The sequence below is a fragment of the Pseudokineococcus sp. 5B2Z-1 genome (assembly GCF_037482305.1).
Lineage (GTDB): Bacteria > Actinomycetota > Actinomycetes > Actinomycetales > Quadrisphaeraceae > Pseudokineococcus.
The window spans coordinates 24,231-36,390 of sequence record NZ_JBBHZG010000006.1 but is presented as its reverse complement, the minus strand read 5'-3'; the positions used below and the strand labels follow the sequence as shown (position 1 = coordinate 36,390).

Genomic DNA, 12,160 nt, shown 5'->3' with positions numbered 1-12,160 from the left:
GCTCGGGGCCGTCCCCGCGCGGGGCCTGCTCGTCCGGCTCCGCTCGTGAGCGCCCTGCTCGCACGGGTCCTGCCGGTCTGGGCGGGTCTCGTCCTGGTGTCCGCGCTGGCGTGGTGGCTCCTGGCGCCGCAGCCGCAGGTCGTCACCGACGGGACGCAGCGCGTCTCGCCCGGCCTGCCGGAGCTCGCGGCGGCGCAGGACGGCGTCTTCGTCCTCGTCACCGCGGTGGCGGGGCTCGCCGCCGGCGCGGCCGTCCTGCGCGCCCGTCGCGGGCCCACCGGCCCCGCCGCGGTGGTGGCCCTCGTGGCGGCGGCCGCCGGTGCGCTCGCGACGTCGTGGCTGGGCAGCGCCCTGGGCGGTCTCGTGGCAGGGCCGCGCCGCGGGCCGGCGCTGCCCGAGGACGTCGCCTCCCGGCTCGCCGAGGGCGTCCAGGTCGCCCCCGCCGGCCTGCAGCTGCAGGCGACCGTCGCGCTCGCGGTGGCGCCGACGGCGGCCGCCCTCCTCGTGACGGTCGTCCTCATCGCGGGGATGCTCCGCGCCCCGGCGCGGCGGGAGCCGTCCACCGCCGACTCCGGGGACGCCGCCGCCCAGGGGGACGCCGCCCGGGCGGACGCCGCTCGGGGGGACGCGGCCGCCCAGGGGGACGCCGCTCAGGGGGACGACGGCCGGGCGACCTCGGCGTAGGCGCCCCCGCAGAGCCGCAGGAGGTCGGCCGGCGCGATCTCGACGTCGAGCCCCCGGCGTCCGGCGCTGACGAGGACGGCCTCGTGCGCGGCGGCGCTCGCGTCGACGACGACCGGGAGCGGTCGGCGCAGGCCCAGCGGGCTGATGGCGCCCACCACGCCGCCCGTGAGCCGCTCCGCCGCGGCCGGCTCGGCCAGGACGGCGCGGCGACCGCCCCGTGCGGTCGCCAGCGCCCGCAGGTCGAGGCGCCCCGTCACCGGGACGACGGCGAGCAGGGGCTGCTCGTCCACGAGGGCGACGAGCGTCTTGAGCACGCGGTGCGGGTCGACGCCGAGCGCGCTGGCGGCCTCGAGCCCGTAGCCCTCGCCGGCGGCGGCGCGCGGGTCCTGCGCGTAGGGCCGCAGGGCGTGCGCGGCGCCGTCGGCGACGAGGACCCGCACGGCGGCGGTCGGGGCGGGGGTCCGGCGGGCCACGGCGCTCCTCCGTCCTGCGGGCGGCGCGGGGTCAGTTGGGCGTGGCGAAGGACAGGTCGGGCCCGGTCTGGGGCAGCGCGCCCGTCGCGTCGAGCAGCGCCTCCTCGCGGGCGAGCAGGCGCAGCTGGGCGCGCAGCCGGGCGACGGCGTCCGGCTGCTCGAGCAGGGCCTGCCGCTCGGGCAGCGGCAGGACCATCCCGGCGGTGACGAGGTGGGACAGGACGCGCGGCGACGTGACCCCGACCGCGTCCTCGGCGCCGCCGAGGCGCGCCCGGTAGGCGGCGAAGGCGGCGGCGACGCGCACGCCCAGCGCCGCCGCCTCGTCGGGGTCGCCCTCGGGGTCCTCGAGCGGGGTCACGAGGCCCGTGGCCCACGGGGTGCCGGCCGTGTCGTCGAGGCCGTGGAGGCGGAAGCGCAGGGCGCCGCTGGTGACCATCTCGAAGCGGCCGTCGTCGAGCTCGGTGATGTCGCGGACCACCGCGGTGCAGCCGACCTCGTGGACGGCGTCCGCGCCCTGGCGCACGTCCCGGCCCGGGCGCAGGGCGACGACGCCGAAGACCCGGCGCTCGGGCGGCGTGTCGAGCAGGTGGCGGGCGAGGGCGCGGTAGCGCGGCTCGAAGACGTTGAGCGGCAGCACCAGGCCGGGCACCAGCACCGACGGGAGCGGGAACAGCGGGAGCGGCTGCACCGCGCGAGCGTACGGCGCGGCCCCGCGCGGTGCGGAGGGAGGCCGCGCGCCCGGGTGGGCCCCGGGGCGCGCCGAGGACGCGCCGGGGCGCGGTGGCGCCGCCCCCTACCATCGAGCGGTGATCCGTCGCCTGGACCTGCGCGGTCGCGCCCTGGACGCGCGCGAGCTGCGCGGCACGCTGCCCCGCGCCGAGCAGGACGTCGAGTCGGCCCTCGAGGTCGTCCGCCCGATCGTGGAGGACGTGCGCGCCCGTGGCGCCGCGGCGCTGCGCGACCTCGGCGAGCGCCTGGACGGCGTCCGGCCGCCGCACCTGCGGGTGCCGGCCGACGCCCTCGCCGACGCCCTGGCCGCCCTGGACCCGGCCGTGCGCGCCGCGCTCGAGGAGTCGGTGCGCCGCGCGCGCCTCGTCCACGCCGACCAGCGCCGCACGGACACGACGACGCAGGTCGTGCCCGGCGGCACGGTCACCGAGCGGTGGGTCCCGGTGGGGCGCGTGGGCCTCTACGTCCCCGGCGGCGTGGCCGTGTACCCCAGCAGCGTCGTCATGAACGTCGTGCCGGCGCAGGAGGCCGGGGTCGGCTCGCTCGTCGTCGCGAGCCCGCCGCAGCGCGACCACGGCGGACTGCCCCACCCGACGGTCCTGGCGGCGTGCGCGCTGCTCGGCGTCGAGGAGGTCTACGCGGTCGGGGGCGCCCAGGCCGTCGCGATGCTCGCCCTCGGCGCCCGCGAGGACGACCGCTCTCGCCTGTGCGCGCCCGTCGACATGGTCACCGGTCCGGGCAACCGCTACGTCGCGGCCGCCAAGCGCCTCCTGCGCGGCGTCGTGGGCATCGACGCCGAGGCCGGCCCCACGGAGGTCATGGTCCTCGCCGACGGCTCCGCCGACCCCGCGCTCGTGGCCGCGGACCTCGTCAGCCAGGCCGAGCACGACGCGGTGGCCGCCGCCGTCCTCGTCACCACCTCGGAGGACCTGGCCGCGCGCGTCGAGGCCGAGCTCGAGGTCCAGGCGTCCGCCACCAAGCACGCGGAGCGGGTGCGGACGGCGCTCGCCGGCCCCCAGTCCGCCGTCGTGCTCGTGGACGACGAGGCCGGGCTGCTCGCCGTCGCCGACGGCTACGGCGCCGAGCACCTCGAGGTGCAGACGGCCGACGCCGCCGGGCTCGCGGCGCGGGTGCGCAACGCGGGCGCGATCTTCGTGGGGCCGCACGCCCCCGTCTCCCTCGGCGACTACTGCGCGGGCTCCAACCACGTCCTGCCGACCGGCGGCTGCGCCTGCTTCTCCAGCGGGCTGTCGGTGCAGACCTTCCTGCGCGGCATCCACGTCGTCGAGTACTCGGCGCAGGCGCTCGCCGACGTCGCCCCGCACGTCGTCGCGCTCGCCGAGGCGGAGGACCTGCCCGCGCACGGCCAGGCCGTCACGGCGCGCCTGCGCGGGAGCGGCGCGTGAGCGGCGACGCCGGCCCCGCCGGCGCGACGACGACGGACCCGGTGGCGGCCGTGCCGGCCCCCGACGCCGCCGCGGCGCGGGCGGCCTCCCTCGCCGACCTGCCGCTGCGCGACGTCCTGCGCGGCGTCGAGCCCTACGGCGCTCCGCAGCTCGACGTGCCGGTGCTGCTCAACGTCAACGAGAACCCCGTCCCGCCGTCGGAGGTCGTCGCCCGGGAGATGGGGGAGGCCGTCGCCGCCGCCGCGCGCGGGCTCAACCGCTACCCCGACCGCGAGTTCCTCGACCTGCGGGCCGACCTCGCCGACTTCCTCGCGCTCGAGTCGGGGGTCCGCCTGCCGGCCGAGCAGCTGTGGGCGGCCAACGGGTCCAACGAGGTCATGCTCCAGGTGCTGCAGGCCTTCGGCGGCGAGGGCCGCACGGCGGTGTCCTTCGCGCCGACCTACTCGATGTACCCCGAGTACGCGCGGGACACCGGCACCCGCTGGGTCGTCGGCCGGCGCCGCGACGACTTCACCGTCGACCCGGCGGCGGCGGTGGCGCTCGTCGAGCGGGAGCGGCCGTCCGTCGTCCTGCTCGCCTCGCCGAACAACCCGACGGGCACCGCGCTGCCGCGCGAGGTGGTCGAGGCCGTGTGCGACGTCGCGCCGGGCGTCGTCGTCGTCGACGAGGCGTACGCCGAGTTCCGCCGCGAGGGCGTCCCGAGCGCGCTGGAGCTGCTCGAGCGCTACCCGCGCCTGGCCGTCAGCCGGACGATGAGCAAGGCCTTCAGCCTGGCGGGCGCGCGCGTGGGCTACCTCGCGTCGTCGCGGGCCGTCGTCGACGCGCTGCGCGTCGTCCGGCTGCCGTACCACCTGTCCGGCGTCACCCAGGCGGTGGCGAGGGTCGCCCTGCGGCACTCCGCCGAGCTCCTCCGCGGCGTCGACGCGCTGCGCGCCGAGCGCGACGCCCTCGTCACGTGGCTGCGCGGCCTCGGCCTCGAGGTGGCCGACAGCGACGCCAACTTCGTGCTCTTCGGGCGTCTCGCCGACCGCCACGCCGCCTGGCAGGGCCTGCTCGACCGCGGGGTGCTCGTCCGGGAGACGGGCCCCGAGGGGTGGCTGCGCGTGTCGGTGGGAACGCCGCAGGAGACCGCCGCCTTCAGGGACGCGCTCGTCGAGGTCCTCGCCACCCCCGCCGGCGCCCGCGCGGCCGGCCCCGACGCCCCGGAGGGCACCCGATGACCGACCCCGCCGCCGTCCAGAGCCCGGCCCGTCGCGCGCGCGTCGAGCGCCGCACGAGCGAGTCCTCCGTCGTCGTCGAGGTCGACCTCGACGGCACGGGCGAGTCCCGCATCAGCACGGGCGTGGGCTTCTACGACCACATGCTCACGGCGCTCGCGCGCCACAGCCTCGTCGACCTCGTCGTCGAGGCCGAGGGCGACCTGCACATCGACGCCCACCACACCGTCGAGGACGTCGCCATCTGCCTCGGGCAGGCCTTCCGGCAGGCCATGGGCGACAAGCGCGGCCTCGTGCGCTTCGGCGACGCCACGGTGCCGCTCGACGAGGCGCTCGTGCAGGCCGTCGTCGACGTCTCCGGGCGCCCCTACTGCGTCCACTCGGGGGAGCCGGCCGGCCAGGAGCACGTGCTCATCGGCGGCGGCCCGGGCAACACCCCCTACCTCGGCTCGCTGACCCGGCACGTCCTGGAGTCCTTCGCCTTCCACGCCCACATCGGCCTCCACGTGCGGGTCCTCGCGGGGCGCGACGCGCACCACGTCGTCGAGACGCAGTTCAAGGCGGTCGCCCGGGCGCTGCGGACGGCGCTCGCGCACGACCCGCGGGTCACGGGCGTCCCGAGCACCAAGGGCGCGCTCTGACCGGCGGGCCCGACGAGCCCCTCGACGGGCCCCTCGACGGGCAGGGCGACGACGTCGAGGACGCGCCGGTCGGGGGCCCGGCGGAGCGCGTCGTCGTCGTGGCGCCCGTCGCCGACGCCGGCCGCCTCGCCGGTGCGCTCGCGCTCGCGCGGGTGGCCGCCGTCGTCGCGCCCCTCGACGGGCGCGGGTGCCTCGTCGCGGCGCCGAGCGACGGTGACCCGGACGCCGTCGTGCGCGGCGCCTCGCGCGCGCTCGGGCCGGTGCCCGTCGTCGTGCTGCGCTCGGACGTCACCGCGGGAGCGGGCGGGTCGGTCCGCGCGGAGCAGTGGCGCCGCGGCCGGCGGGAGGAGGGCGCGGACGCCGTCCGCTCGCCGGGCCTCGTGCTGGCGGGGCTGCCCGACGCCGCCGAGCGCGTGGTCCACGGCGCCGTGGAGGCCGCCGACCTGCCGGGAGCGACGAGCAGCGCCGGGCTGGGGCGCGTGGCCGCCGCCCGGGCGGCGGCGGGCCGCAGCGGCGCACCGGCCGGCGGACCGGGGGCGCCACGCCCGCCCTCGCCGGTCCTCCCCGCGGTCCTCGCCGTCGCGGGCCTGCTCGTCCTCCTCCTCGAGGTGGCGCAGCTGCTCGCCGGGCGCGGGTCGGTGCTCGTCGCCGCCGTGGCGCTCCTCGGCGTCGTGCTCGGCGCGACCGCCGCGCTGCGCCGTCGCGCCGCCGCCCGGGAGGACCGCGCGGACTCCTCCGACACCTGACGCCGACGGCGACGCCGACGGCGACGCCTGGCCGGGCGGCCGGCCGCTCCTCGGCTCAGACGCCGAGGTAGGCCGCCAGGTGCTGCCCGGTGAGCGTGGAGCCGTCGGCGACGAGCTCGGCGGGCGTGCCCTCGAAGACGACGCGGCCGCCGTCGTGCCCCGCTCCGGGCCCCATGTCGACGACGCGGTCGGCGTGCGCGACGACGGCCTGGTGGTGCTCGACGACGACGACCGACGTCCCCTCGTCGACCAGCCGGTCCAGCAGCCCGAGGAGGTGCTCGACGTCCGCGGGGTGCAGGCCGGTCGTGGGCTCGTCGAGGACGAGGACCCCGCCGGGGGAGGCCATCGCCGTGGCGAGGCGCAGCCGCTGGCGCTCGCCGCCGGACAGGGTCGTCAGCGGCTGCCCCAGCCGCAGGTAGCCGAGCCCGACCGCGTCGAGGCGGGCGAGGACGGCGTGGGCGGCCGGCACGCGGGCCTCCCGGTGCTCTGAGGCGGGGCCGAAGAAGGCGACGGCCTCAGCCACCGGCATCTCGAGGACCTCGCTGACGTCCTTCCCCCCGAGGCGGTGCTCGAGCACCGAGGCGTCGAAGCGGCGGCCCTCGCACGCCTCGCAGGTGGTCGAGACCCCGCCGCCGACGGCGAGGTCCACGTAGACGGCTCCTGCGCCCGAGCAGACGGGGCACGCGCCGGCCGAGTTGGCGCTGAAGAGGGCGGGCTTCACGCCGTTCGCCCTCGCGAAGGCCTTGCGGACCGGCTCGAGCAGTCCCGTCCACGTCGCCGGGTTGCTCCGACGGGATCCCTTGAGGGGCGTCTGGTCGACCCGCACCACGGGTCGCCCGTCGACCTCCCGGGGCAGCGAGCCGTGGACGAGCGAGCTCTTGCCCGACCCGGCGACGCCCGTGACGACGAGGAGGACGCCCAGCGGGAGGTCGACGTCGACGTCGCGCAGGTTGTGCCGCGTGGCCCCGCGCACCTCCAGCACGCCCGTCGGCGTGCGCACGTGCTGCTTGAGCGGCGTGCGGTCGGCGAGGTGGCGACCCGTGAGCGTGCCGCTGGCCCGCAGCTCCTCGACGGTGCCCTCGAAGCAGACGGCGCCGCCGGCCGAGCCGGCGCCGGGGCCGAGGTCGACGACGTGGTCGGCCACGGCGACGACCTCGGGCTTGTGCTCGACGACGAGCACGGTGTTGCCCTTGTCGCGCAGGCGCCGCAGCAGCGCCGTGAGCCGCTGGACGTCGTGCGGGTGCAGGCCGCTGCTCGGCTCGTCGAAGACGTAGGTGACGTCGGTGAGCGAGGAGCCCAGGTGGCGCACCATCTTCGTGCGCTGGGACTCCCCGCCCGACAGCGTGCCGGTGGCCCGGTCGAGGGTGAGGTACCCCAGCCCCACCTCGACGAAGGAGTCGAGCAGCCCCTGCAGCGCCCCGAGGAGCGGTGCGACGGAGGGCTCGTCGAGCCCGCGGAGCCAGGTGGCGACGTCGGTGACCTGCAGCGCGCAGACGTCGGCGATGGAGCGGCCCGCCACCCGCGAGGAGCGCGCGCCCTCGGAGAGCCGGGTGCCGCCGCAGGCGGGGCAGGGCGCGAAGGTGGCGGCGCGCTCGACGAAGGCGCGCACGTGCGGCTGCAGGGACTCCACGTCCTTGGACAGGAAGGACTTGCGGATCTTGGGGACGAGCCCCTCGTAGGTGAGGTTGATGCCGTCGACGACGACCTTCGTCGGCTCCTTGTGGAGCAGGTCGTGCAGCTCGGCGTCAGTGAACTCGCCGACGGGCTTGGTCGGGTCGAAGAAGCCCGAGCCCCGGAAGATGCGGGCGTACCAGCCCTCCGTGCTGTAGCCGGGCACGGTGATGGCGCCCTCGTCCAACGACAGGGAGGCGTCGTAGAGGGCCGTGAGGTCGATGTCGTCGACGCGCCCCAGCCCCTCGCACCGCGGGCACATGCCGCCCGTGACGGTGAAGCTCCGGCGCACCGCCTTCGCCGCGCCGACCGTCACGGCTCCGCTGCCGCTCGCCGACGCCACGTTGAACGAGTAGGCCTGCGGCCCGCCGAGGTGCGGCTCGGCGAGCCGGCTGAAGAGGATGCGCAGCATCGCGTTCGCGTCGGTGGCCGTGCCGACGGTCGAGCGGGCGTTCGCGCCCATCCGCTCCTGGTCGACGACGATCGCCGTCGTCAGGCCGTCGAGGACGTCGACGTCGGGGCGCGCCCGGCCGGGCATGAGGCCCTGGAGGAAGGCGCTGTAGGTCTCGTCGACGAGGCGCTGCGACTCCGCGGCGATGGTGCCGAACACGAGCGAGCTCTTCCCCGACCCCGAGACGCCCGTGACGACGGTGATCCGGCGCTTGGGCAGCTCGACCGAGATGTCGCGCAGGGTGTTCTGGCGGGCGCCGTGCACGCGGATGCGGTCGTGGCCGTCGGCCGGGTGCCCCCCGCCGCCCGTGGCCGCGGCGAGGTCGGGGGGAGCGGGAGCCATGGCGACCTCCGGACGGCGGGCCCGCCCCGGCGGCGGCCCCGCGGGCTTCCTACCGCAGCCCCGCACCGGCGGGAAGGGCCGCGCAGGGCGCTCGGGCGGCGACCGCGGCCCGCCTAGGCTGGGCGCGTGACCTCCCCGCGCGTCGTCGTGCTCGACCACGGCTCGGGCAACGTCCGCTCCGCCGTCCGCGCCCTCGAGGCGACGGGCGCCGACGTCGCGCTGACGGGCGACCGCGCGGCGGCGCTCGCCGCCGACGGCCTCGTCGTCCCCGGCGTCGGCGCCTTCGCGTCCGTGGCCCGGGACCTGCGCGCCGTCGGCGGACACGAGGTCGTGGCCGAGCGGCTGGCGGCCGGCCGACCCGTGCTGGGGATCTGCGTCGGCCTGCAGGTGCTCTTCGGCCGGGGGCTGGAGCACGCCGACGACCCCGCGTCCGCCGCCGAGGGGCTGGGGCTGTGGCCCGGCGACGTCGCCCGGCTGCCCGCGGCCGTCGTCCCGCACATGGGGTGGAACACCGTCGAGGCGCCGGCCGGGTCGGTGCTCTTCGGTGAGGACCCGGACCCCGAGGAGCGGTACTACTTCGTGCACTCCTTCGCCGTGCAGGAGTGGCGCGGCCCGTCGACGGCGGGGGTCGCGTGGGCCGAGCACGGCACGCGCTTCGTCGCCGCCGTCGAGGACGGGCCCCTGTCGGCCACGCAGTTCCACCCGGAGAAGTCCGGCGACGCCGGCCAGCGGCTGCTGCGGCGCTGGGTCGCCGCGCTGGGCGACGGGGGAGCCGCGTGAGCCAGCTCGTCCTCGGGCTGGTCCTCGCCGTCCTCGCCGCCTTCCTGCTCGGCGGGGCCCTGTCGCTCGGTCGCCAGGGCCTGCGCCGCGGCGCCGTGGTCACCGGGGTGCTCGCCGTGCTCGCCCTCGTCGGGGCCGGGCTCTACCTCGTGCCGTACGCCCTCGACCGCTGACGGGAGCCCGGGCCTCCTCACGGCCGGGCGCCCGAGCGGGTCAGACGACGCAGAACTCGTTGCCCTCCGGGTCGGCCATGACGACGTGGTCGAGGCCGCGGGCCGTCCGGTGCTCCGCGAGCACCCGCGCGCCGAGGGCGCCCAGCCGTACGACCTCCGCCCGGACCAGCCGCTCGCGGTCCTCGGCGCTCCGCGCGCGCCCTCCGCTGACGGGCAGGTCGACGTGCCAGCGGTTCTTCTGCAGCTTCGCCTCCGGGACACGGAGCAGCGACACGGCCGGCCGGTCACCGGACGGGTCGACGATCGCGGCGCCGTCGTCCCACTCCGCCCGGGGGACGCCCATCGCCGTCAGCCACGCCGGCCAGCTCGCGAAGCCGTCGGGCGGCGGCGCGTCGACGTAGCCGAGCGCCGCCTTCCAGAAGGTCGCCATGACCCCGGGGTCGGCGCAGTCCACGGTGAGCGTCCACGCCGGACCAGCCACGACGCGATGCTAGGGCCGGGGCCCGGTCCGCGGCTGCCAGGATGAGCGGGTGACCTCCAGCGACGAGAAGCCGAGCGACCAGACCCCCGGCGAGGCCGAGCGCCTGCAGCTGCTGCCCGCCGTCGACGTCGCCGACGGCCAGGCCGTCCGCCTCGTGCAGGGCGAGGCCGGCTCCGAGACCGGCTACGGCGACCCGCTCGAGGCGGCGCTCGCGTGGCAGGAGGGCGGGGCGGAGTGGATCCACCTCGTCGACCTGGACGCCGCCTTCGGGCGCGGCTCGAACGCCGAGCTGCTCGCCGACGTCGTCGGACGCCTCGACGTCGCCGTCGAGCTGTCGGGCGGCATCCGCGACGACGCCTCCCTCGAGCGGGCGCTCGCCACCGGCTGCCGTCGCGTCAACCTCGGCACGGCCGCGCTCGAGGACCCGGAGTGGACCCGCCGGGCCATCGCCGAGCACGGCGACCGCGTCGCCGTGGGCCTCGACGTCCGCGGGACGACGCTCGCCGCGCGGGGCTGGACGCAGGAGGGCGGCGACCTCTGGGAGGTGCTCGCCCGGCTCGACGCCGACGGCTGCGCCCGCTACGTCGTCACCGACGTCACCAAGGACGGCACCCTCCGCGGCCCGAACGCCGCTCTGCTGGAGCAGGTGTGCGCGGCCACCGACCGACCCGTCGTCGCCTCGGGCGGCGTCTCGAGCCTCGAGGACCTGCGCCTCCTGCGCGCCCTCGTGCCCAGCGGCGTCGAGGGCGCCATCGTCGGCAAGGCGCTCTACGCGCGGGCGTTCACGCTCGGCGAGGCGCTCGACGTCGCCGGGCGGCCGTGACGACGCCCGCTCCCGGCCACGGCCACGGCCACGGGGCGGGCGCCGACTCCGGCGGCGTCCCGTGGGCCGGGCGCACCCTCACGCCCAGCCCCTTCGCGGGCGACGACGGCGCGGCCGACGGGCGCGTGCTCGCCGCCCTCGCTGACCGTGACGCCACGGGCCCCGCGGCGGTCGTGGCGGCGCTCGCCGGCACGCGCGTCTTCGTGCCCGTCGTGGCCGTCGCGGCGGGGGAGGAGGCCCCGCCCCTCACCGGTGCCACGTCCGACACGGGGGCCGACATGGCCGTCGTCACGCTGCAGGCCCCGGACGGGCGCCGGGCGCTGCCCGTCTTCACCTCCACGGCCGCGCTCAGCGCCTGGGACGCCGCGGCCCGGCCCGTGCCCAGCGAGGTCGAGCGCGCCGCGCTGTCCGCCGCGGACGAGGGCTGCGCGCTGCTCGTCGTCGACCCTGCGGCGGAGCGGCCCTTCGTCGTGCCGCGCCCCGCGCTCGAGGCGCTGGCCCAGCAGCGGGCGTGGCGGCCGTCGTGGGAGCGCGAGGACGTCGCCGCGGCCGTCCGGACCGCCGCGGAGGTCGAGCCGGCGGTGGCCTCCGCCGTCGTCGAGCGCGGACGGCGCGCGGAGACGGCGGTCGTCCTCGCGCTGGCGCCCGGCCTCGACCGCCCCGCCCTCGACGCCCTGCTCGAGCGCGTGCAGACGCGCCTGGCCGCCTCGCCCCTCGTCGCCGAGGCGGTCGACTCCCTCGAGGTGCGGCTCACCACGGCGTCCTGACCCGCCGCGCCCCACCGGCCCTGACGAGGCGGGTGGAACAGCCGCCGGGGGAGGCCGGTTGGCAGGCCCCATGACCACCATCGCCATCATCGGCGCCGGCCGCGGCCTGGGTCGCGCCGTCGCCCGCCGCTTCGGCTCCGAGGGCTTCTCCGTGGCCCTCCTGTCCCGCAGCCAGTCCCGCGTCGACGCCCTCGCCGACGAGCTCGGCGCGGAGGGCGTGCACGCCCGCGGCTTCGCCGCCGACGTCCGCGACCCGGCCTCCCTCGCAGCGGCTCTCGAGCGGGCCACCGCCGAGCTGGGTCCGATCGAGGTGCTGCAGTACAGCCCGCTGCCGCAGAAGGACTTCATGCGGCCCGTGCTCGAGACGACGCCCGAGGACCTGCGCGGCCCGGTCGAGTTCTCGATCTACGGCCCCGTCGCCGCCGTCCACCAGGTGCTGCCCGGCATGCGGTTCCTCGGCGAGGGCAGGGGGACCCTGCTGTTCGTCAACGGCGGCTCGGCCGTCACGCCCGGCCGCGCCGTCACCGGCACGAGCGTCGCCTTCGCCGGCCAGGCCGCCTACCTCCAGCTCCTCCACGACGAGCTGCGCGACGAGGGCATCCACGTCGCCCAGCTCGTCATCGGCGGCCAGATCGTCGAGGGCGACCCCGAGAAGGACCCGGGCGTGCTCGCCGACCACCTGTGGGACCTCCACACGGGCCGCGACCGCTTCCGGCTGCAGATCAGCGCCGACTGACCGTCAGGTCCGGCCGGCGGCGGCCCGCTCCCGGGCCGCC

The 12,160-nt window shown here is 78.0% G+C and carries 14 protein-coding genes; 10 read left to right on the top strand and 4 right to left on the bottom strand.

Annotated features, from left to right (window positions below):
- Positions 1-45 precede the first annotated feature (45 nt).
- Positions 46-684, top strand: coding sequence for a hypothetical protein (locus WDV85_RS14295; RefSeq protein WP_339571258.1), 639 nt, complete (start codon positions 46-48; stop codon positions 682-684).
- Here WDV85_RS14295 and WDV85_RS14290 read toward each other — a convergent pair.
- Positions 651-1,157 carry an aminoacyl-tRNA deacylase gene (locus WDV85_RS14290; RefSeq protein WP_339571257.1) on the bottom strand — a complete coding sequence of 169 codons (507 nt, stop codon included), beginning with the start codon at positions 1,155-1,157 and terminating at the stop codon, positions 651-653. The two genes, WDV85_RS14295 and WDV85_RS14290, sit on opposite strands and share 34 nt — an antisense overlap.
- A gap of 31 nt (positions 1,158-1,188) precedes the next feature.
- Positions 1,189-1,845: an LON peptidase substrate-binding domain-containing protein gene (locus WDV85_RS14285; protein ID WP_171203429.1), complete on the bottom strand. Its 657-nt coding sequence runs from the start codon at positions 1,843-1,845 to the stop codon at positions 1,189-1,191.
- Positions 1,846-1,963: 118 nt separating this feature from the next.
- On the opposite strand from WDV85_RS14285, the gene hisD reads away from it, so the two are divergent.
- The 4 genes from hisD (at position 1,964) to WDV85_RS14265 (ending at position 5,896) form a co-directional block, all read left to right on the top strand.
- Positions 1,964-3,292 (top strand): histidinol dehydrogenase, encoded by a 1,329-nt coding sequence (gene hisD, locus WDV85_RS14280; protein ID WP_339571256.1) that lies wholly within the window; start codon positions 1,964-1,966, stop codon positions 3,290-3,292.
- A 50-nt stretch (positions 3,293-3,342) separates the two neighbouring features.
- Positions 3,343-4,512 (top strand): histidinol-phosphate transaminase, encoded by a 1,170-nt coding sequence (locus WDV85_RS14275; protein WP_445263347.1) that lies wholly within the window; start codon positions 3,343-3,345, stop codon positions 4,510-4,512.
- Positions 4,509-5,150: an imidazoleglycerol-phosphate dehydratase HisB gene (hisB, locus tag WDV85_RS14270; protein ID WP_339571254.1), complete on the top strand. Its 642-nt coding sequence runs from the start codon at positions 4,509-4,511 to the stop codon at positions 5,148-5,150. The genes WDV85_RS14275 and hisB overlap by 4 nt, the downstream gene beginning before the upstream one ends.
- A 98-nt stretch (positions 5,151-5,248) precedes the next feature.
- Positions 5,249-5,896, top strand: a complete 648-nt coding sequence (locus WDV85_RS14265; RefSeq protein WP_339571253.1) for a hypothetical protein — start codon at positions 5,249-5,251, stop codon at positions 5,894-5,896.
- A gap of 55 nt (positions 5,897-5,951) precedes the next feature.
- Here WDV85_RS14265 and WDV85_RS14260 read toward each other — a convergent pair whose 3' ends face one another.
- Positions 5,952-8,360 (bottom strand): excinuclease ABC subunit UvrA, encoded by a 2,409-nt coding sequence (locus tag WDV85_RS14260; protein ID WP_339571252.1) that lies wholly within the window; start codon positions 8,358-8,360, stop codon positions 5,952-5,954.
- 126 nt (positions 8,361-8,486) lie between these two features.
- Here WDV85_RS14260 and hisH point away from each other — a divergent pair, with 126 nt between their 5' ends.
- On the top strand, positions 8,487-9,140 hold the full coding sequence (hisH, locus tag WDV85_RS14255; RefSeq protein ID WP_339571251.1) for an imidazole glycerol phosphate synthase subunit HisH: 654 nt from the start codon (positions 8,487-8,489) through the stop codon (positions 9,138-9,140).
- A complete protein-coding gene (locus tag WDV85_RS14250; protein ID WP_339571250.1) occupies positions 9,137-9,313 on the top strand; it encodes a hypothetical protein in 177 nt (58 codons plus the stop codon). Before hisH ends, WDV85_RS14250 begins: the two co-directional genes overlap by 4 nt.
- Before the next feature lie 40 nt (positions 9,314-9,353).
- Here the strand turns inward: WDV85_RS14250 and WDV85_RS14245 are convergent, their stop codons facing one another.
- Positions 9,354-9,794: a VOC family protein gene (locus WDV85_RS14245; RefSeq protein WP_339571249.1), complete on the bottom strand. Its 441-nt coding sequence runs from the start codon at positions 9,792-9,794 to the stop codon at positions 9,354-9,356.
- A 49-nt stretch (positions 9,795-9,843) separates the two neighbouring features.
- On the opposite strand from WDV85_RS14245, the gene priA reads away from it, so the two are divergent.
- From priA to WDV85_RS14230, 3 genes are all read left to right on the top strand, one after another.
- Entirely contained in the window at positions 9,844-10,617 is a 774-nt protein-coding gene (gene priA / locus WDV85_RS14240) for a bifunctional 1-(5-phosphoribosyl)-5-((5-phosphoribosylamino)methylideneamino)imidazole-4-carboxamide isomerase/phosphoribosylanthranilate isomerase PriA (protein WP_339571248.1), read from the top strand.
- On the top strand, positions 10,614-11,384 hold the full coding sequence (locus WDV85_RS14235; protein ID WP_339571247.1) for an SseB family protein: 771 nt from the start codon (positions 10,614-10,616) through the stop codon (positions 11,382-11,384). Before priA ends, WDV85_RS14235 begins: the two co-directional genes overlap by 4 nt.
- Positions 11,385-11,454: 70 nt before the next feature.
- Positions 11,455-12,120: an SDR family NAD(P)-dependent oxidoreductase gene (locus WDV85_RS14230; RefSeq protein WP_339571246.1), complete on the top strand. Its 666-nt coding sequence runs from the start codon at positions 11,455-11,457 to the stop codon at positions 12,118-12,120.
- The last annotated feature ends 40 nt before the right edge of the window (positions 12,121-12,160 follow it).